The following is a 20,849-nucleotide window of genomic DNA, read 5'->3' as shown; positions in this document are numbered from 1 at the left end:
ATGACGGGAATCGAACCCGCGTATTCACCTTGGGAAGCTGTGTTCGCATACCAGCGGGTGTTCCATGGTCACCGTGCTGGGAGCAAACTCAAATCAGGCTGCTACCTTCGGTTTTGGTCTGATTTGGTTACGGGTGCGGTGTGGGCCGGGTTGGTATGCGATACGGCTGTGTCCGCGGTACAAGGCGCCATTTGGTCGACCGGTCGTGGATGAAGTTCAGAGCGACGGGTGAATTATCAAATCATTGACCGAATTGCAGTACGACGTGAGGATGAGTCCGACGAACGGTCGGATGGAGGAGTTGCAGATTTATGGGTGTCGAGACTGCGAGTGAGGTGTGCTACGACCCCTACGATGTGGTACTCAACGCCGACCCGTATCCCCTGTTTCAGCGGCTCCGTGAGGAGGCGCCGCTGTCGTACAACAAGCAACACAACTTCTACGCGCTGAGTCGATTCGATGACGTGCATGCGGCGCTGAATGACCATGAGACGTTCAGCTCTGCTCGGGGCAATATTCTCGAGTTGATCAAGGCCGACATGGCGATTCCGCCCGGACTTTTTCTTATGGAGGACCCACCCCTTCACGACATCTATCGCAAGAGTCTTTCTCGCATGTTCACGCCACGCAAAATGGGCGAGGTCGAGGCCACCGCACGGCAATTCTGTGCCGAGAGTCTCGATCCCTTCGTTGGTACCGGGGTCTTTGACTTCATCGCCAATTTGGGTGCCGAGATGCCGGTGAGAGTCGTGTGCAGGCTGCTGGGAATTCCCGATGAGATGCGGCAGGAGGTCCTCGACCTCGCCGAAGGTCAGGTCAACACCGAGCCTGGCGGGGAAATGAAAGCCGCATCCTCAGGGCTGGAAACCGGGCAGTTATTCTCCGAGTACCTCGATTGGCGCGCCGAACATCCCTCCGACGACGTTGTTACCGAATTGCTCGGCGTCGAATTCACCGACCTTGATGGCAAGGTACGGGGGTTGACCCGTGAGGAACTACTGATTTGCATCACGCTGGTCGCTGCGGGCGGCGCCGAGACAACGACTCGGCTAATCGGATGGGCGGGCAAGGTTTTAGCCGAGCATCCCGAGCAGCGGCGGGAGCTGGTCGCCGATCGCAGCCTGATTGCCGGCACAATCGAGGAGCTGCTGCGTTTCGAACCTCCCGCCCCACACATCGCGCGGACCACCACACGCGATCTGCAGTACTACGGACAGCCCGTGCCAGCCGGCAGCATCATGATGTTGCTCGCCGGTGCTGCAAACCGTGATCACCGGCAATTCCCACCCGATGGTGACGTCTTCGACGTTCACCGCAAAGCCGGAGCCCACGTTGGCTTCGGTGTCGGCGTGCACTACTGCCTGGGAGCGTCGTTAGCCCGGATGGAGGGACGCGTGGCGCTCGACGAGGTGCTCAACCGCTTCCCGGAGTGGGACATCGACTTGTCGAGGGCACATATGACCACGACATCGACAGTCCGCGGCTGGGAAACTTTGCCAGCCGTCCTACCGTGAAAACGCCACCTGACCGTTGACCCGATGAGCGTAGCCAAAGCGGCTGCTGGGCCAAGTCGCATCGATCACCAAGTTGTCCGGGACCGAGTTAAGTGCTCGCTCGCTCGATCCTGCGCCCCAGGTCGTCCAGTTCGTCGAGCACAAGGCTTGCTCCCCAGACCTGGTCTCGTTTGCGGTCAGTCAGAGGGCGTAGCACGCCGGCGTCGTGCAGTCGTTTTATTGCGGCGAACACGCTGCTTCGAGGTGCATCGAGAAGTGACGCGACGTGGTCGGACGAAATGATCGGTGTCGACGGCAAGAGCAGCAGTAGTTTTTCGGTCGCGCTGTGACGCCTGATCGAGCCGACCATGTTTCGCCACTCAACGGGTATCTCAACCAAACGCTGTGCAGTAGTGCGTGATTCGGCGGCGGCAGCCCTCGATGAGTTCGCGAATGTGACGACCAGTGGGCGTACGTCGCCGGCGCGGTATGTGTTGAGCGCGCCGAAGTAACGCTCTCGGTGAGCGACAAGCGCCGATGCCAGCGGGACAACAAGGCGCGTTGTTGCTCCCCTCCGCCGAAAGATGGTGTTGATGAGTGCCCGGCCGATGCGGCCGTTGCCGTCTGTGAAGGGGTGGATTGATTCGAACTGTGCATGCGCGATGGCGGCCTGAATCAGAACGGGAATGTCGGTGCGGTTCGCGAACTCCATCAGGTCGTCCAGGTACGCGGGCACCGTGTCTGGCGGTGGCGGAACGTACAGCGCGTCTCGCGGCGAGTAGTCGCTTCCGCCGATCCAGTTCTGGACAGTCCTTATTTGACCAGCATGCTGCGCCTCCGTCGGATCTTCTCGCATCAGCGCCTCGTGCGCGCGCAGGATTGCGGAGATCTGTACGGGGGCATCTTGATCGACGCTCGCGATCATTTCGTTGAGGGCGGTGGTTGCCGCCACCATCGAGACCGCGCTCGAATTGCCTCTTCCGCCGTGCAGCGCGCGCGCGTAGTCGTCCAAGCTCGCTTCAACGCGCTCAATTTTCGACGACGCCACCGATTCTGTTCGAAGAAGGAGAGTGCTGAGCGCTTCGAGGTCGGTACCGTGCGTGCTGTCGAGTCGAGAAATCTCGCTCATGGCTGCTTCGAGTTCGACCGCGATATCCGCGTCGATGGTGGCGTCGATTTTGGCGATATAGGGCGGGAGCGACACGGTGACGGAATGAAGTGTCCTGTCCTCGCGGGTGCCACCCCTTTGGGTCTGGGTCCACGGGCGTCGCTCTGCGCCGTGGCTAGGCCACGCATCTCTGGCTTGCACAGATGTCTCCTAACTCGGACTAACTATATCGTTAGTCCGAGTTATATCTGCAGATCGGACTTTGATGGGCGGCAGTCCGAGTTACGTTTCCCAGGCTTGTCGGCGCGGTAAGACCGGCGCAAAGTCGCGTTCGAACTAACGGCGCGCCTGGTGTGTGGCAGAGGACGATAACCTCGTCGTGGCTCGGTCGGATCGCTGACGATGAAGCTCTACGCACATTCGCAGGACGAAGCTCTCAAGCTCGCCGCGTCTATTGTCGACTACTTGTGACACCGGACGTGGCACGGAGCGTGCGGCGTCACGCGGATCAATGCATCGCTGCAGTTCAAGGTGGAGCCGATGACGGGAATCGAACCCGCGTATTCAGCTTGGGAAGCTGATGTTCTGCCATTGAACTACATCGGCGAGGTTGCCCAAGAAGGCTAGCACCCAGCCGCGCGACCAGCCGCGACGGTCGAATGCCAACGCGGCATTGCACTTAAGCCATTAAATTTAAAATGCTCACATTTATTCTTTCGTTATCATGCCGTAATGTGCTCTGAGTGGGTCGGCACAGGTTAGCCAAGAAGCGGCGTAAATCGCCGGTTGTCCTGGCAGCGATGCTGGCCCCAGCGGCAATACTCTTCGCGGCAGCGGGCGATGTCGGTCCCTTTTCCGCCCCTGCCGAAGCCAAGGCCGTTATCAACGACGTCGCTCCGAGCCGTTTGGAAATCGTCGCGGCGGAAGCGAATTTGCCACACAGCTGGGCAGGCATGGGTGCCCCCGATCGTCAGCCGGTCGCATCGCGGTATCACGTTCGATCCCGTTTCTTGCCCGTCGGGCTGGCCTCCGAGCAGGGCCTGCAGGTCCGCACGATCCTGACATCGCGCGCGATCAGCGCGACGTTCCCGCAGATTCACGAAATCGGCGGTGTCCGACCGGATTCGCTGCCCTGGCACCCCCTCGGCCTGGCGATGGACGTGATGATCCCGGATCCTGGCAGCGCGCAGGGCATCGCGCTGGGCAATGCGATTGTCGCGTACGTGCTGCAGAACTCGAAGCGGTTCGGGATTCAGGACGCGATTTGGCGCGGCGTCTACTACGCGCCCAATGGCGCGCAAACGAGCAGGCTCGGCCACTATGACCACGTCCACGTCACGACGACCGGGGGCGGCTACGCCAAGGGCGACGAAACGTACCTCGCCGACTGAACACGGGGCAACGCGGCAGATAGGCTCATCGCGTGCTGCTCTCCGATCGTGACCTCAGGGCCGAAATCTCCGCCGGCCGGCTGGGCATCGACCCGTTCGACGACACTCTCGTTCAGCCCTCCAGTGTCGATGTTCGCCTCGACAGCATGTTCCGGGTGTTCAACAACACCCGCTACACCCACATCGACCCCGCCCAGCAGCAGGACGAACTGACCAGCCTGGTGGAACCCGCCGAAGGGGAGCCGTTCGTCTTGCACCCAGGCGAGTTCGTGCTGGGCTCGACGCTGGAGCAGGTCGCGTTGGCCGACGACCTCGCCGGGCGCCTGGAAGGCAAGTCGTCGCTAGGCCGGCTCGGCCTGCTGACGCATTCGACGGCGGGCTTCATTGACCCCGGCTTCACCGGTCACATCACCCTCGAGCTGTCCAACGTCGCCAACCTGCCGATCATCCTGTGGCCCGGCATGAAGATCGGCCAGCTGTGCATCCTGCGTTTGACCAGCCCGGCCGAACACCCTTACGGCAGTTCGCGGGTGGGTTCGAAGTACCAGGGGCAGCGCGGCCCGACGCCGTCGCGCTCCTATGAGAGATTCATAAGAACTACATAGCTTCGAGAGGGTGCCCGCACAGCCATGCTGCGGGATTATTAGATAGTCAATGGTTTTTCTCCTCCGTCCGAGCACCGCTCGGCTGCACCACCTTTGGAGGGGTTGGTTTTGGATATTGTGCTCGGGGTCTCGATCGCACCGGACTCGGTCCAGATGGTTTTGGTTGAAGGCGAGAACGCCGACGGCGCTTTGGTCGAAGAAGACGAATTCGACGTCACCGCAACCGATTACACCGAGCCCACGGCCGTCCCCGATCGGGTGATCTCGGCGATCCTGGGCACGCGCGAGGGCGCGGCCGACGCCGGGCTTGAGCTGTCCTCGATCGGAGTGACGTGGACCGACCAGCTGCACGCGGCCGTGCTCCGCGACGCGCTGGCCTCTTACAAGCTCGAGAACGTGATGCTGGTCTCGGCGTTTCTGGCCGCCACGGCGCTCGGTCAATCCGTCGGTGGGGCAATGGGTTACGAGACCACCGCAGTGCTCTTCGTCGAACCGGACACCGCGACGCTGGCCATTGTCGAGACCGCCGACGGGTCCATCAGCGAGTTCTACCGGGAGCGGCTCGACCCCGAGTCCGACGAGGAGGCCACCGCCCAACTCACCGGGATGCTCGCCGGGCTCGAGGAGCAGGACCTGCCCCCGGGTGGCGTGTTTGTGGTCGGCTCGGGCGTCAACATCGCCGCGATCAAGCCGGCATTGGAATCGGCAACCGCACTGAACGTCAACACACCGGAAGAGCCCGAGACCGCGCTGGCCCGTGGGGCCGCGCTGGCGTCGGCCAACGCGCCGCTGTTCGCCTCGTCGACCGCGGCGCTGGCCTACGCGCAAGACCCGGGTACCGGTGCCGTCCAACCGGACGACAGGCCCGAATACCTTGGCGTGACCTACGTTTCCGACGCGACGCTCGGCCGCGACGAGCTCGCCTACAGCCTGGTGTCCGACGAGGATGCCGACGCGCCGACCGTCGTGATCGACCCGTCCGACTTCGACGGGCCAGAAGAAGGCCAGCCGCGTCGCAGGCCGGTGCTGCTGGTCGGCAGCGGAATGGCGGTGGTCGCCATCAGCGCCGTGGTGGCGCTCGAGATCGCACTGGCGATCGGTATCCGCACGACGAACGTGGCCGTGCAGCCCAGCCCCAACCAAAACCTCATCGTGCCCAGCCAGCCGGCTCCCGCTCCCGCCGGCGGAGGCGTCCGTCGCCAAGCCGAAAATCGTCCTGCCCGCGCCCGCAGCGGCGCCCATGCCGTTGCATCCGGCGTTAGCGGCACCGCTGCCGGCCGCTCCGGCGCCCGCGGCTCCGCCTATTGCGCCGGTGGTGCCGGTACCGGCCGTGGTGCCGATCCCGGTGCCCCAGATCCGCGTGCCCGGCCCGGAATGGTTGATGACTCCGCCGCCGATCCAGGCTCCGCGTGTGATGCCGCCACCCGTCGTGGTGCAGCAGCCGCCGCCCGTGCACATCCCGGAGCCACCGGACTCGGTCCCGCAGTCACCGCCGCATCAAACTCCTCCAGAAACTGGCCCGACCAAGCCGAATGGCCCGGGTGGCGGACACTTCCCGCCGCCTGGCTCGGGTTCGGGTGGCGCTAATAGCGGTGGTTCCGGGGGTCTTCCGGGAACGGGTCCGGGTGGTGGCCACGGTTCGGGTGGTCCCTTCGGCGGTGGGCCTAATAGTGGCGGGCCAGGCCACGGCGGCGGACCGATTGGTGGTGGTCCCCTTGGTGGCGGGCCGATCGGTGGTGGACCCGTCGGCGGCGGACACGGTGGTGGCCCGATTGGTGGCGGTCCTATTGGGGGTGGCCACGGTGGAAGTGGTCCGTTCGGCGGCGGGCCATCGGGTGGGCCCATCGGCGGCGGCCTTGGCGGTGGCGGGCCCTTCGGCGGTGGGGGACCGTTCGGCGGTGGCGGCCACGCTCCGAGCGGGCCGATCGGTGGCGGACCTATCGGTGGCGGACCTATCGGTGGCGGTGGCCACTTTGGCGGCGGCGGAGGCTTCGGCGGCGGCGGTGGCCTTGGCGGAGGTGGCGGTCACAGCGGCGGTGGAGGCGGCTTTGGCGGTGGCGGTGGCGGCGGTCACAGCAGTGGCGGCGGGGGCGGCGGCGGGCACCACTAGCGGTCTCGCCCCAAACAACTGGAGCGGTTCGCGCGTAAAGTCGGGTCGCTAGGGGAATACAGGGTGGGGATTCACGACGTCTCGAGGCAGCCGGAGCCTGCGATGGCGACGTCCTCCACTGCACTGTCTAGCAAATGACAATGGAGGGGCATTGGACACCGTACTCGGGGTGTCGATGGCGCCAACGGCAGTCCGGATGGTTCTGGTCGAAGGCGAAAATGGCGATGGTGCCACCGTCGACGAAGACAATTTCGACGTTGCGTCCGACGACGACGCAGCAACGACTAGCGCCGCGGATCAAGTAGTCTCGGCGATCCTGGGAACCCAGGAGAGCGCGGCCACCGGCGGCTATCAGCTGACCTCGACTGGCGTCACCTGGACCGATCCCATCGAGGCGGCCGCGCTGCGGGACGCCCTGGCCGCGCACAAGGTCGAGAATGTGATGTTGGTCTCGGCCTTCCTGGCCGCGGCCGCGCTGGCGCAGGCGGTGGGCAATGAAACCAACTACGCCCAGACCGCCCTGCTGTTCATCGAACCCGAGACCGCGACCTTGGCGCTCGTCGATACCGCCGACGGGTCGATCGCCGACGTGCATCGACAGACCCTGCCCGACGACGATGACGCCGCGGTGGCACAGCTGGCCACGATGGTCTCGGAGGCTGAAACGCTGGATACGCGCCCGGGCGCGGTGTTCGTCGTCGGCTCCGGCGTCGATGTTCCGCTGATCAAGTCGGCGCTAGAGGCCGCGACGACGCTTCCTGTGGCCATGCCCGAGGAGCCGGACACCGCGCTGGCCCGCGGGGCCGCGCTGGCGTCGGCGAATGCGCCGCTGTTCGCCTCGTCCACCGCCGCGTGGGCCTACGCGCAGGACCCCGGCACCGGTGCCCTCGACCCGTTCGCGATTGCCCCCGGATATTTCGAAAACCCGGACTCCGCCGAGGGGTTACTGGCGTACAGCGCCGTTCCCGACGACTACGCCGAGCCCTACACGGGCGCGTACACCGCAGCCACCTCGCTCGCCGACTATCACGAACGCAGGTCGTTTGGGCTGGTGGGCAGCGTGGTTGCGGCGATCTTCATCGTCGGCGTCGCCGCGCTGGTCGTTTCGCTGGCGATCGCGATCCGGCCGACGGCCGGGGTGAAGCCTGTTCCCAGCCACAACATCGTCGCCCCGGCCACACCGGCGCCGGCTGCTCCGGCTCCCGCGCCCGCTCCGGCAGCTCCCGCCGCGCCTGAGGCGGCCCCGATCCCCGCTCCGGCACCTGTTCCTCAGGCACCCGCTCCGGCTCCGATACCCGAGGCCCCGGCACCCGTCCCGGTCCAGGTGCCGGAAGCGCCCGCGCCGATACCCGACGCACCGGCCCCGGCCCCCGTGCCGCTCGCTCCGGCTCCCGCGCCCGTCGCGCCGCCGATTCCCATCCCGATCCCGCTCCCGATACCGCCGATTATCGGTGTGCCCGGCGGACCGTTGGGTCCCGGCGGCGGTGGTGGATTCCCGAACAATCCCGGCCGCGGCGGGGGTGAGTTCCCGGGTAACCAAGGGCCCGGTAGAGGTGGCTTCCCAGGTGGTGGCGGCCACGCCGGTGGCTTCCCGGGTGGCGGTGGCTTCCCGGGTGGCGGCGGTCACGGTGGTTTCGGCGGCGGCCACGGCGGATTCGGCGGCGGTGGCCGCCGCTAGCTCCCCCGACAGCCACCTAGTCACCTCCCGTTTGCCTCCCGCTTAACGCACCTATGCAGTTAGCTCATCGCGGACACCTACACAAGGTGGTATGCGATGCACCGTCTTTGGCACCGGATACTTGGGTGCTACGCACGCGGTCGGGATGGCCGTCCTGGGGCACGAGGTCGTCGGAGTCGACATCGACCCAGGTAAAGTCGCCAAGCTGGCCGCGGGTGACATCCCCTTCTACGAGCCCGGTCTTCGAGAGTTGTTGACCGACAACCTGGCTGCCGGGAGATTGCGGTTCACCACCGACTACGACCTGGCGGCTGATTTCGCCGACGTGCACTTCCTCGGCGTCGGCACGCCGCAAAAGAAGGGCGAATACGGCGCCGATCTGAGCCATGTCAACGCCGTCATCGACAATCTCGTACCGCGGCTGACCGGGCCGGCCGTGCTGGTCGGCAAATCGACTGTGCCCGTGGGCACTGCGGCCGAGCTTGGCGAGCGGGCCGCGGCATTGGCACCCGAGGGGGCTGACGTCGAAATCGCCTGGAACCCGGAGTTCCTGCGCGAGGGACACGCGGTGCACGACACCTTGGAGCCGGACCGTATTGTGCTTGGTATTCAACAGGATTCGGTGCGCTCAGAGATCGTCATCCGCGAGCTGTACGCGCCCATCCTCGATGCGGGTGTGCCGTTCCTCGTAACCGATTTGCAGACAGCGGAATTGGTTAAAGTGTCCGCCAATGCCTCTCTCGCAACGAAGATTTCATTCATCAACGCCGTCTCGGAGGTATGCGAGGCCGCGGGCGCCGACGTCACGCTGCTGGCCGATGCCCTCGGATATGACTCCCGCATCGGGCGCAAATTCCTCAACGCGGGTTTGGGTTTTGGCGGTGGCTGCCTGCCCAAGGACATCCGGGCGTTCATGGCCCGCGCCGGCGAGCTGGGTGCCAATCAAGCGCTGACGTTCCTGCGCGAGGTGGACAGCATCAACATGCGCCGGCGCACCAAAATGGTCGAGCTGGCCACCGCCGCATGCGGCGGTTCACTGCTGGGCGCCAACGTCGCCGTGCTCGGTGCGGCTTTCAAGCCCGAGTCCGACGATGTCCGGGATTCGCCGGCGCTCAACGTCGCCGGCCAGCTGCAGCTCAACGGGGCCGCGGTCAACCTCTACGACCCGAAGGCCCTGGAAAACGCGCGCCGCCTTTTCCCGACCCTCAACTACGCGGTTTCGGTGACCGAGGCGTGCGACGGCGCGGACGCGGTCTTGGTACTGACCGAGTGGCAGGAGTTCACCGACCTCGACCCGAACGACCTCGCCGACCGGGTGCGTGCGCGCGTCGTCGTCGACGGTCGTAACTGCCTGGATGCCGAACGCTGGACTCAGGCGGGCTGGCGGGTGTTCCGGCTCGGAGCGCGACGCCCCTAGATCGCATCCTTGGCGAGTAGCCTGATTGCGTGGATTACGCGGCAGCTTTTCTCGACGAAAACCGCGCTTTTTCGGAGCGTTTCCGCGACGTCGACGACTCGCTCACGGTGCCGACCTGCCCGGGCTGGAGCCTCAAGCAGCTGTTCCGCCATGTCGGCCGCGGCGATCGCTGGGCGGCGCAAATCGTGCGGGACCAACTCGACGAGCCGCTCGACGTCCGCAGCGTCGAAGGTGGCAAGCCGCCACCGGATCCGGCCGACGCGATCCCGTGGTTGCACGGCGGAGCCCAACGCCTGCTCGATGCCGTCGAGTTCTCGGGTGTCGAGACCCCGGTATGGACCTTTCTCGGTGAGCGCCCGGCGAATTGGTGGATCCGGCGCCGGCTGCACGAAACGTCGGTGCATCGCGCCGACGCGGCTATTGCGCTGGGGAGTGAATTCAGCCTCGAGCCCGCCGTCGCGGCCGACGGCATCACCGAGTTCCTCGAGCGGATCGCGATCCAGGCCGGCAGCGGCGGCGCTGCACTGCCGCTCGCGGACGACCACACCCTGCACCTGCACGCGACCGACCCCGGGCTCGGCGAAGCCGGCGAGTGGACCGTAGGCATCTCGGGTACCGGCATTGCCTGGTCACACCAGCACGGCAAGGGCAGCGTGGCGTTACGGGGCGCGGCCACCGAACTGTTGCTGGCATTGGCGCGGCGAACTGCGCTCGCAGACACCGGTATCGAGTTGTTCGGCGACGACGCCGTGTGGCACACCTGGCTGGAGCGCACGCCGCTCTGACAACGTCGGGGAAACGGCGTGCTCGGAAATGGCACACGGTAATTTTTAGGCCATGACCACATCGGAGATCGCCACCGTGCTGGCGTGGCACGACGCTCTCAACGCCAACGACGTCGAGACCTTGGCGGCCTTATCCAGCGACGACATCGAGATTGGCGACCCGCACGGGGCCGCGCAGGGCCACGAGGCGCTGCGCACCTGGGCGGCCTCTGGCCGGCCGGCCACCGAACTCGGCAAGATGTACGTGCACGACGGCGTCGTGGTCGCCGAACAAACCGGTGGCGCCGCGTTGGCGTTCCGGGTCGTCCACGACCACGTCACGTCGGTGTTCCGTCATCAAGACTTGGCGTCGGCGCTGGCAGCCACCGAACTCACCCAGGCCGACCTCGTCACCTAGGGCTTAGGAGCCATTACATGCGCGGAATCATCTTGGCCGGCGGTTCGGGCACCCGCCTGCACCCGATCACGATGGGCATCAGCAAACAGCTGCTGCCCGTCTACGACAAGCCGATGATTTACTATCCGCTGTCCACGCTGATGATGGCCGGAATCCGCGACATTCTGATCATCACCACGCCCCACGACGCCGACGGTTTTCGACGGCTCCTGGGTGACGGCTCGCAATTCGGCATCGACCTCAGTTATGTCCAGCAGGAGAAACCCGACGGCCTGGCACAGGCCTTCGTACTCGGCGCTAAGCACATCGGCAATGACTGCGCGGCATTGGTATTGGGGGACAACATCTTCTACGGCCCACGGCTGGGTACCAGCCTGAGTCGGTTCCAAACCGTCAGCGGCGGGGCGATTTTCGCGTATTGGGTAGCCAACCCGTCGGCCTATGGTGTCGTCGAATTCAGCGCTGACGGCATGGCGTTGTCGCTGGAAGAGAAGCCCGAGACACCCAAGTCGAATTACGCGGTACCGGGGTTGTACTTCTACGACAACGACGTGATCGAAATCGCCAAGGGCCTGCAGCCCTCGGCGCGCGGCGAGTACGAGATCACCGACGTCAACCGGATCTATCTGAACCAGGGCCAGCTGGCGGTCGAGGTGATGGCCCGCGGCACGGCGTGGCTAGACACCGGGACATTCGATTCCCTTTTGGACGCAAGCGATTTCGTCCGCACTTTGGAGCGACGGCAGGGCCTGAAGGTCGGCGTCCCCGAGGAGATCGCCTGGCGGCAGGGCTGGGTCAGCGACGACGAGCTGGCGCAACGGGCCCACAAGACGGTCAAGTCCGGGTATGGCGGCTATCTCCTGGAGCTGCTGGAACGGGGCTGACCTCAGTCGGTTTGGCCAGCACAGCGGCGATCGCCGTCGTCAACGGCACCGACAGCGCCAGGGCGATTCCGCCGACCGCGGAGCGCACGAGTTCGATGGCCACGCTCTCGCTGATCAGCACGTCGCTCAGCGATCGGTTGGCGACGCTGAACAGCAACAGTAGTGGCAGCGAGCTGCCCGCGTACGCCAGCACCAGGGTGTAGACCGTGCTGGCGATGTGATCGCGCCCCACCCGAATTGCGCTCAGGAAGATCGTCCGCCGCGAGGTGTCCCCGCCGACATGGGCGAGCTCGAAGACCGTCGACGCCTGCGTCACCGTCACATCGTTGAGCACGCCCAGCGATCCGATGATGAACCCGGCCAGCAGCAGTCCGCTGATCGACACACTGCCCAGATAGGCGCTGACCGCCGAGTTCTGTTCATCCGATAGCCCGGTCAGGTGCGCCAGTTCGATTGCACCCCAAGATAATCCGGCGGCCAGCAGCAACGCCGACAAGGTGCCCAGCAGGGCGGCGCTGGTACGCAGGTTGACTCCATGCGCGAGATAGATGACGACGTAGAGGATCGCCGCCGACGCCACCAGGGATACCGGAACCGCGGGTGCACCGTCGCGCAGCGCCGGTAGCAAGAAGACCGCCAGCACCAGAAACGCCACCACGATGCCGACCAGCGCCAGTAATCCGCGCCATCGTGCGACCGCGACAATGACCACCGCGAACGCCAGGGCAAGCGCGACCAGTGACCAACCGCGCTCGAAGTCGTAGAACGCATAAGTAGTGGCACCTTGGGCGTCGATCTGTCGGACGACCCGGATGTGGTCGTCCGCTTTGAACTGCGGCTGGCCGGGACCCGGGGTGGACTCCAGCAACGTCTTCGCGCCCGCGTTCGGCCCCGAATCGATGGCGACCAACGTCTCCACGCATCGTCCCGAGCCCGGCGTTCCCGGCTGCGGAGTCGTCGTGAGCACCTGACTGGCCGACGGGCTGCCGCAGTCACCCAGCCCGCTGGACAGCACGTGCGCGCGCTCGGTGCTCACCGATCCGCCGGTCGCGCTCTGGTACGGCATCGGGATGTCGACGTGCTGGCGGCTCGGCCACAGCAACACCGCTCCGGCGATCACGGCTAACCCGATCGCAACCAGCAGCCCTACGACGATTTTGGCGGGAAGCGGCCCCAGCGGGGACGGTCCTGAGGACAGGTTGTGTGAATGCGAGTGCGAGTGCGTCACGCGCTCCACCGTAGAGGCGGCGCGAACCCGCTTACTGCCGGTAGGCGGTCAGGAAGTTGCCCAACCGTTCGATCGCCGCGGCCAGATCACGCGCCCACGGCAGGGTCACGATGCGCAGGTGATCCGGTGCCGGCCAGTTGAAGCCGGTGCCCTGGCCGACCAGGATCTTTTCCTGTAGCAGCAGGTCGAGGACCAGCTGCTCGTCGTCGGCGATGTCGTAGACCTCGGGGTCCAGCCGCGGGAACGCGTACAGCGCGCCGTCCGGCTTGACGCAGGACACCCCGGGGATCTGGTTGAGCTTGGTCCACGCGACGTCGCGCTGCTCGAGCAGCCGGCCGCCGGGCAGCACCAGGTCGTCGATGCTCTGGTAGCCGCCGAGGGCGACCTGGATCGCGTGCTGGGCGGGAACGTTCGGGCACAGCCGCATGTTGGCCAGCAGGCTGATTCCCTCGATGAAGCTGCCGGCGTGGTCTTTGGGCCCGGTGATCGCGAGCCAGCCGGCTCGGTACCCGGCGACCCGGTAGGCCTTCGACAGGCCGTTGAAGGTCAGGCACAGCAGGTCGGGTGCGAGAGTGGCCAAGCTGATGTGCTTGGCGTCGTCGTAGAGGATCTTGTCGTAGATCTCGTCAGCCAGCAGCAGCAGCTGGTGTTTGCGTGCCAGGTCGACGATCTGGCTGAGGACTTCGCGGCTGTACACGGCCCCGGTGGGGTTGTTCGGGTTGATCACGACCAGCGCCTTGGTGCGCTCGGTGATCTTCGACTCCATGTCGGCGATGTCAGGCTGCCAGCCTTGGGTCTCGTCACACAGGTAGTGCGCGGGCGTGCCCCCGGCCAGCGACGTCGACGCCGTCCACAACGGGTAGTCGGGCGACGGAATCAGCACCTGGTCGCCGTTGTCGAGCAGGGCCTGCAGCGTCATCGTGATCAGCTCGGATACGCCGTTGCCGAGGAAGACGTCGTCGACGTCGAACCGTGGGAAGCCGTCGACCAGTTCATAGCGGGTGACCACCGCGCGCCGGGCGGGCAGGATGCCCTGCGAGTCCGAGTAGCCCTGCGCGTAGGGCAGCGCCTGGATCATGTCGCGCATGATCACGTCGGGTGCGTCGAAGCCGAACGGCGCCGGGTTGCCGATGTTGAGCTTGAGAATGCGGTGCCCCTCGGCCTCCAGCCGCGCAGCATGCTGGTGCACCGGGCCGCGGATTTCGTACAGAACGTCCTGAAGCTTGGACGACTGCGCGAAATTCCGCTGCCGGTGGTGGCCGGGGCTGTGCACGGGCACCTGGTGAGTGGTCACGTCACCCATGGTGCCATCGGTGTCCACCGATTTTTGCTGATAGAGGCCAATCTGTGATCAGCGCTTACCCGGTGGGCGGGCGCCGCGGGCGATGCCGAGCCCCTTGACAGGCGCCGCCGGTGGGGCCGCGTCGCCGTTGGTTTCCCCGGCCGGCTCCGGCTTGGGCTCGGTCTTTTGTTCCGCGGGCGCGGCGGCCTCGGTTTTCGCCTCCGGTTTCGCCTCGGCCGCCGGGGTCGCCGGTGCGGCTTTCTTGGCTCCGGGGCGCTTGGCGCCCGCGGCGATACCCAGGCCCTTGACGGGTGCGGCCGGTGCCTTGGGTTCGGCGCTCTCCGGTGCCGCCGCCTCGGCCTCGGCGGGTTCGGCGCTCTCCGGCTTGGCTTCGGTAGCCGGCTTGGCAGCCGGGGCTGGGGCTTTCTTGGCCCCCGGCTTCCGGGCGCCGGCGGCCATGCCCAGTCCCTTGACGGGTGCGGCCGGAGCCGTGGCCTCGGTCTTTTCCTCGACCGCGGGGGCTTCCGCCTTGGCGGCCGGTGCGGCGGCTGTCTTCTTGGCGCCCGGCTTTCTGGCGCCGGCGGCCATGCCCAGCCCCTTGGCGGGCGCGGCTTCCGTCTTGGCTTCCGCTGCCTCGGCGGCCGGTGCTTCCGCGGCCGGAGCCGCGGCTTTCTTGGCGCCGGGTCGCTTGGCGCCACCGGCGATACCCAATCCCTTAGCGGGCGCCGGGGCGGCCTTGGTGGCCTGCTCGGGCTCGGCGGCGGGTTCTTCGGTCTCTTCGGGTGCCTCGGCCGGGGCCGCCGGTGCAGCTGCCTTGGGCTCGGCCTTCGCGGCCTTTTCCGCCCTTTCCTCTGCTTCCTTCGCGGCCGTGCCCTTCTCCGGCAGCGTCGCCTTGTCGTACTCGAGCGATCCGAGCAGGATCTGCGCGACGTCGAGCACCTCGACCCCGCTGCGGCCGGCCTCTTCCTGCCGGTCGTTGACACCGTCGGTGACCATCACGCGGCAGAACGGGCAACCCGTCGCGATCGTCGAGGCGTTGGTGGCCAGCGCTTCGTCGACGCGCTCGTGGTTGATGCGCTTGCCGATGTGCTCTTCCATCCACATGCGCGCACCGCCGGCGCCGCAGCAGAAGCTGCGGTCGGAGTTCCGCGGCATCTCGGTGAGGTTCCCCCCGGCGAAACCGATCAGCTCGCGCGGCGCCTCGTACACCTTGTTGTGCCGACCCAGATAGCAGGGGTCGTGATACGTAATGTCTTGCGAGACAGGCGTTACCGGAACGAGTTTCTTGTCGCGCACCAGCCGGTTGAGCAGCTGGGTGTGGTGCAGGACGCTGTAGTTGGCGCCCAGCTGGCGGTATTCCTTACCGAGCGTGTTGAAGCAGTGCGGGCAGGTGACGACGATCTTGCGGTCGACGGTCTCGACGCCCTCGAAGACGCCGTCCAGGGTCTCGACGGCCTGGGCGGCCAGCTGCTGGAACAGGAACTCGTTGCCGGACCGGCGTGCCGAGTCACCGTTGCAGGATTCCCCGGTGCCCAGCACCATGTACTTCACCCCGGCGATGGCCAGCAGCTCGGCGACGGCCTTGGTGGTCTTCTTGGCCTTGTCGTCGTACGCGCCGGCGCACCCCACCCAGAACAGGTACTCGTAGCCGTCGAAACTCTCCACGTCCTGGCCGTAGACCGGGACGTCGAAGTCGACCTCGTCGATCCAGTTGGTCCGGTCCCCGGCATTCTGGCCCCACGGGTTGCCCTTGGTCTCCAGGTTCTTGAACAGCACCGACAGCTCGGACGGGAACTCCGACTCCATCATCACCTGGTAGCGGCGCATATCGATGATGTGATCGATGTGCTCGATGTCCACCGGGCACTGTTCGACGCAGGCGCCGCAGGACACGCACGACCACAGCACGTCGGGGTCGATCACGCCGCCCTGTTCGGCGGTGCCGACCAGCGGACGAGCGGCCTGCTCGGGGCCGTGCCCGGGAATGCGGCCGAAGCCGGACTCCGGAACGTGGTGTCCCTCTTCGTGGACCGTTTCGAGGTCCAGACCCTCGAGCGGCTCGGCGGTCTTCTCGCCCAGGATGTAAGGCGCCTTGGCCATCCAGTGGTCGCGCAGGTCCATGATCACGAGCTTGGGAGACAACGGCTTTCCGGTGTTCCAGGCCGGGCACTGTGACTGGCAGCGCCCACATTCGGTACAGGTGGCGAAGTCGAGGTTCGCCTTCCAGGTGAAGTCCTCGATCTTGCCGCGACCGAAAACGTCGTCCTCGCCGGGATCTTCGAAGTTGATCGGCTTGCCGCCGGATTCCATCGGCAGCAGCGGGCCGAGACCGTCGGGTAGGCGCTTGAAGGTGACGTTTATCGGCGCCAGGAAGATGTGCAGGTGCTTGGAGTGCAGCACGATCAGCAGGAAGAACAGGGCCACCGCGATGTGGGTGAGCAGTGCGAACGTTTCGATCCATTCGTTGGCGGTTTCGCCCAGCGGATGCATCAGCTTGCCCATGCCCTGCGAGAAGAACGCCCCCCCGCCGTACGGGAAGTTGCCGGTGTTGACCGCGGCTCCGCGGAAGATCGCAAAGCTGATGATCACCAGGGAGATCATGAACAGGATCAGCCACGCGCCGCCGGTGTGGGAGCCGTAGAACCGCGACGAACGACCGTGTTCCTTTGGCTCACTGCGCAATCGGATGATCGAGAACGTGATGATGCCGCCCATTACGGCGAGGGCAATGAAGTCCTGCAAGAAACCCAGCGCGTCCCAGCGGCCGACGATCGGGATGTGGAAGTTGGGTTGGAACAAGGTGCCGTATGCCTCGATGTACACCATGATGAGGATGAAGAATCCCCACATGGTGAAGAAGTGGGCAAGGCCGGGGATCGACCATTTCAGGAGCTTGCGCTGACCGAACACCTCGGCGATCTGCGTCCAGATTCGGGTGCCGACGTTGTCGGTGCGACTGCTCACCGGCTGGCCGGACATGATCAGCCGGTACAGCCACCAGACGCGCCTCAAAGCTAACAACGCCACGATCGCGGTCAGGCCCAGCCCCAACACCAATCTGATGATCGTCTGCGTGGTCACCGAAGGTATCTCCCCATTGCATCGTCACTCAACGAAAATCCGTTCGATCTTTGCTAGCTCATAGTGACATCCGGGCAGGTATCGACGCGAGAAAGGTTGCCCTAACTGCGATTCGCAAAAGCCCTTGACCTGCGGCTTAGCCCTCGGGTGCGAGCATGGCACGTAACATAGACAACATCTCCGAGCGTGAACCGGCGGCTAGCCGGCGACGGATTCGTGCCACGTGGTGTTCCACCGTCTTCGCCGAAATGAACAGTTGCGCGCCGATGTCGCGGTACGGCAAGCCGAGCAGCAAGAGTTCGGCGACTTCTCGTTCGCGATGTGACAGCGGCGATCCCGACTTCGGCTGATGCGGCGCCGACGGATTCACGGCCTCTGGTTCGTCGCCGGTCAGGCCGCTGGCGATCTCGCCCGGGGACGCGCCCAGTTTGAGATCCCGAGCCAGTTGCAGCATCGCCCCGGACACCCTGCCGTCGGGTGTTTGCAGCGCGGCCTGGCCGGCCAGCCGGGTCGCATCCGAGGTCAGCCCGACATGCGATAGCGCCCGGGCCGACGCCGTGACCTCGTCGGGGTCGACCTGGTTGGCCAGCACCCGTAGCCAGGTGCGACCCGCGCCTGACAGGGCGTGTGCGAGGGTGCTGGTCGCGGCCGCTGCGCCGAGGGCCTGCCCATGCGGGGCGACCAAATCCGGGGCGTTGGCGAGGATTCCCGCGTGCACGCCCGCCCAATGCAGTGGAATTGCCCACAAGATTGGGTTGCCGAGCGATTCGAGCAGGCTGAATGCCTGATCCAGGGAGTGGCGCAACTGTTCAACCTCGCGAATCCGGGCGGCAGCCACCCACAATTCGCCCAACGGCAGCAGCGCGAAGAGGTCGATGGAGTACTCGGCGAGCACCTCCATGCCTGCGTACCAATGCTTTTGCAGCGCGCCGGTGTCCCCGCTGCGACGCGCGATCGCCGTCTGCAGCGCCGCCGCCCACAACGCGTCACGCCGTTGCAGCCCGGCGGTGCCGACCGCTGCGACGTCCGCGCTGGCCGACGGCAGCTGCCCGTCCTGCATCTTGATCCAGCCGGACAGCAAGGTGTGCCGAGACGCGAACAGCGCGTCACCGTCGGCGCGACCGGCGCGCCCGATCACGGTGCGGGCGCGGACCGGATCGCCGCCGTGGATCGCGGCCAAGGTAACCAGTGCGGCCGGGCTATCCGGAATGACTTCGCTCATAGTTTGTCCGGCTGCGCTGGCCGGGCCGAGTTTCGCCATCGCGGCGGGGTATGGCTGGTCCATGGTCAGCAGCAGTCCCTCGGCCAGGCTGCGCGCGATGCGGGCGGCCACCGTCGGTGGGCCGGCGTCCTTGAGGCGTAAAGCGGCACGCGCCAGCGTCAGATCGCCGGTTGCGGCGAGCGCGATCGTGGCGGCCGCCCCGACCACCGCGTCCGGGTACGGGCCGAGCCAGCTGAACAATTCCGCCGCCTGATTCGCATTGCCCTCATGCGCGGCGATGCTGGCCGAAATACGAACGGCCGCGGCACGTTCGGCGGAGTCGGAGGAGCTGAGTAGCTCGTCGGCCAGTGTCGCCGCGGCCGCGCAGTCTCCGTTGAGGGCCAGGGCGTCGGCGACCCGAGACGTCAGACCGGTGGCGCCTGCGCTGACGGCGGCCTGGTAAATCCTCGCAGCCCTGGCTGATTCGCTACTCGCCGCGGCGGCCTGTGTTGCGACGATGGCCGCCAGCTGGTCGTCCTTGAGCCCGTGTTCGGCGAGGCGCACGGCGAGCTGTGGGGAAACCGTCGACATGTCGAGTTGTGAACGCAGCAGCGCGGTTTCGACTTCGCGATGGTGGGCGTTGCCGAGGACCTGGGCCGTCGCGCCGTGGACCAGCTCCAGGAACTCGGGGCTGTGCGACGGCTCGATCAGCCCACCGGCGTGGGCCCGGTCCACCAGCAGGCGTGCGTTGGTTGCCGAAATACCCAGTGCTGCAGCAACATCGGCTGCTCCCAGGTCCTGGGCGAGCGACATGATGAGAAGCGTGTCCAGGTCGGGTTCGTCGAGGCGGCGCAGCCGCGCGATCAACGCGAAGGTGGCCGCCTGGGCTGGGGAATGTGTGTCCTCGGACGTCGCGTGTACCAGGAACGGCAGTCCCGCGGTGCATGCCGCGAGGTCTTCGGCAACAGGGAGGGCGGCCAGCGAGACGCGTGGTCGATCCCGTTCCATCGCCGCGGTCAGGTCCCGTAAACGCACCTGCGGCTCGGTGGCCACCACCACGGTGGTGCGCGGGTCGTTGACTGACTCGGCGAGGCTGAGCAGGTCGGGCTCACTCAGCAGGTGAACGTCATCGATCACCAGCGCCGCGTCGGATGGATCGCCCGCGCGGCGCAGGCGTGTGAGCACGGTCAGCCCGGAACGCCGCAGCGCGTCGCGGGCGTCGGCGAGAGCGGAGGTCTTGCCGGTTCCGATGCCGCCGCTGATCAGTAGCTTCACCGGAACCGTCGGAGCGTCGGCCAGCGCTTGTCCGATTTCTTCGGCCACCCGAGAGTCGCTCATGTCGCGTACCCCCTAATCGGTGCTGCGCCAGTGGTCAGGAGCGGTTTTTCCACCATAGCCGCACCAACCTCCGTATCCGGGTAGCCATCCCCGTAGCCACGCCGTTCCCCTAAAGCGCTATCCCCTAACGCTGTCGAGGCGGGGGGTGGGTTGCGCACCGATCACACCGCTCGGCTAAGCCGATAGCATCGGGGTAATTGACGGGCGGCTGCTGTGGACGCCGACGGCAAGGGCAGATTTCGGCAAGGAGGTGCGCTCGATGGCAAACTCGTTGCTCGACTTCGTGATCTCACTCGTGCGTGATCCCGATGCCGCGGCGCGTTACGCAGCCAACCCGGCGCAGTCCATCGCTGACGCGAACCTTACCGATATGACCAGTGCAGACGTGAATAATCTGATTCCCATGGTGACGGATTCACTGTCGATCGGCACTCTGGGTGCTCCAGCTGCGGGTGCGCCCGCACCCGATCACGGAAACGTGTGGGCAACCGGTGCGGCTGCGGCCGCCCTGGATGCATTCACGCCGCATACCCCCGCCGGGGTGATCGATTCGCAGGGTCCGGCGGGCAGCGTGATTCATCAGCCCTCGATCCCGGTACCCATCCAGCCGCAGACCGATCCGCGACCGCTGGGTATCGACTCGCCCGGAGCATCGGTGCAGCTCACTGAGGCTGAAACGCCGGATGCACCGGCCGACCATGGGGGATTCCCCGCGCACGACCTCAGCCTGTGGGACCACCCGGTTACCCACCCGCACCCGGGCGAACCCGAGCACCACGACTTCGGCCTGCACGGCTGACTTCTCGTCGCCGCGCTCGATTCTGTATTCCTGAGCTGCACTAATACCCCTG

General features: G+C 66.0%; 14 protein-coding genes, 1 tRNA gene and 1 pseudogene. 10 read left to right on the top strand and 6 right to left on the bottom strand.

What is annotated here, in order from left to right; genetic code table 11:
• The first annotated feature begins 311 nt into the window (after positions 1-311).
• Complete coding sequence (locus G6N54_RS16055) at positions 312-1,514, top strand: cytochrome P450 (RefSeq protein WP_163790985.1); 1,203 nt, start codon at positions 312-314, stop codon at positions 1,512-1,514.
• A gap of 88 nt (positions 1,515-1,602) precedes the next feature.
• Here G6N54_RS16055 and G6N54_RS16050 read toward each other — a convergent pair whose 3' ends face one another.
• Positions 1,603-2,697 (bottom strand): Fic family protein, encoded by a 1,095-nt coding sequence (locus G6N54_RS16050; protein ID WP_232072848.1) that lies wholly within the window; start codon positions 2,695-2,697, stop codon positions 1,603-1,605.
• Between the two features lie 436 nt (positions 2,698-3,133).
• Positions 3,134-3,207: transfer RNA gene (locus G6N54_RS16045), tRNA-Gly, on the bottom strand.
• A gap of 137 nt (positions 3,208-3,344) precedes the next feature.
• Between G6N54_RS16045 and G6N54_RS16040 the strand changes: the two genes are divergently transcribed.
• From G6N54_RS16040 to rfbA, 8 genes and pseudogenes are all read left to right on the top strand, one after another.
• Entirely contained in the window at positions 3,345-3,992 is a 648-nt protein-coding gene (locus G6N54_RS16040) for a hypothetical protein (protein ID WP_179969075.1), read from the top strand.
• A gap of 32 nt (positions 3,993-4,024) precedes the next feature.
• Positions 4,025-4,597: a dCTP deaminase gene (dcd, locus tag G6N54_RS16035; RefSeq protein ID WP_163790983.1), complete on the top strand. Its 573-nt coding sequence runs from the start codon at positions 4,025-4,027 to the stop codon at positions 4,595-4,597.
• A gap of 153 nt (positions 4,598-4,750) precedes the next feature.
• A pseudogene (locus G6N54_RS16030) lies at positions 4,751-6,707 on the top strand (DUF7159 family protein).
• Between the two features lie 151 nt (positions 6,708-6,858).
• Positions 6,859-8,385, top strand: a complete 1,527-nt coding sequence (locus tag G6N54_RS16025; RefSeq protein ID WP_443677341.1) for a DUF7159 family protein — start codon at positions 6,859-6,861, stop codon at positions 8,383-8,385.
• A 91-nt stretch (positions 8,386-8,476) separates the two neighbouring features.
• Positions 8,477-9,802 carry a UDP-glucose dehydrogenase family protein gene (locus tag G6N54_RS16020; protein WP_163790982.1) on the top strand — a complete coding sequence of 442 codons (1,326 nt, stop codon included), beginning with the start codon at positions 8,477-8,479 and terminating at the stop codon, positions 9,800-9,802.
• A gap of 29 nt (positions 9,803-9,831) precedes the next feature.
• Complete coding sequence (locus G6N54_RS16015; protein ID WP_163790981.1) at positions 9,832-10,587, top strand: maleylpyruvate isomerase family mycothiol-dependent enzyme; 756 nt, start codon at positions 9,832-9,834, stop codon at positions 10,585-10,587.
• 52 nt (positions 10,588-10,639) lie between these two features.
• On the top strand, positions 10,640-10,984 hold the full coding sequence (locus G6N54_RS16010; protein WP_163790980.1) for a nuclear transport factor 2 family protein: 345 nt from the start codon (positions 10,640-10,642) through the stop codon (positions 10,982-10,984).
• A 17-nt stretch (positions 10,985-11,001) separates the two neighbouring features.
• A complete protein-coding gene (gene rfbA, locus G6N54_RS16005; RefSeq protein ID WP_163790979.1) occupies positions 11,002-11,868 on the top strand; it encodes a glucose-1-phosphate thymidylyltransferase RfbA in 867 nt (288 codons plus the stop codon).
• Here rfbA and G6N54_RS16000 read toward each other — a convergent pair.
• The 4 genes from G6N54_RS16000 to iniR all read right to left on the bottom strand — a co-directional run bounded on the left by G6N54_RS16000 (position 11,819) and on the right by iniR (position 19,998).
• The gene (locus G6N54_RS16000) at positions 11,819-13,105 is read right to left on the bottom strand and encodes a YibE/F family protein (RefSeq protein WP_163790978.1); all 1,287 of its coding nucleotides are present in this window, start codon (positions 13,103-13,105) and stop codon (positions 11,819-11,821) included. The two genes, rfbA and G6N54_RS16000, sit on opposite strands and share 50 nt — an antisense overlap.
• Before the next feature lie 22 nt (positions 13,106-13,127).
• Positions 13,128-14,417, bottom strand: coding sequence for a pyridoxal phosphate-dependent aminotransferase (locus G6N54_RS15995; RefSeq protein ID WP_163790977.1), 1,290 nt, complete (start codon positions 14,415-14,417; stop codon positions 13,128-13,130).
• Positions 14,418-14,447: 30 nt separating this feature from the next.
• Positions 14,448-17,459: a heterodisulfide reductase-related iron-sulfur binding cluster gene (locus tag G6N54_RS15990; protein ID WP_163790976.1), complete on the bottom strand. Its 3,012-nt coding sequence runs from the start codon at positions 17,457-17,459 to the stop codon at positions 14,448-14,450.
• Positions 17,460-17,595: 136 nt separating this feature from the next.
• Positions 17,596-19,998 carry an isoniazid response ATPase/transcriptional regulator IniR gene (gene iniR / locus G6N54_RS15985; protein ID WP_163790975.1) on the bottom strand — a complete coding sequence of 801 codons (2,403 nt, stop codon included), beginning with the start codon at positions 19,996-19,998 and terminating at the stop codon, positions 17,596-17,598.
• Between the two features lie 259 nt (positions 19,999-20,257).
• Here iniR and G6N54_RS15980 point away from each other — a divergent pair, with 259 nt between their 5' ends.
• The gene (locus G6N54_RS15980) at positions 20,258-20,797 is read left to right on the top strand and encodes an Rv0340 family IniB-related protein (protein WP_163790974.1); all 540 of its coding nucleotides are present in this window, start codon (positions 20,258-20,260) and stop codon (positions 20,795-20,797) included.
• Positions 20,798-20,849 lie beyond the last annotated feature (52 nt).

Origin of the sequence: Mycobacterium stomatepiae, assembly GCF_010731715.1 — a bacterium.
Classification (GTDB): Bacteria; Actinomycetota; Actinomycetes; order Mycobacteriales; family Mycobacteriaceae; genus Mycobacterium; species Mycobacterium stomatepiae.
The sequence above is the reverse complement of the archived record's forward strand: the minus strand, read 5'-3'. Positions and strand labels throughout refer to the sequence as shown.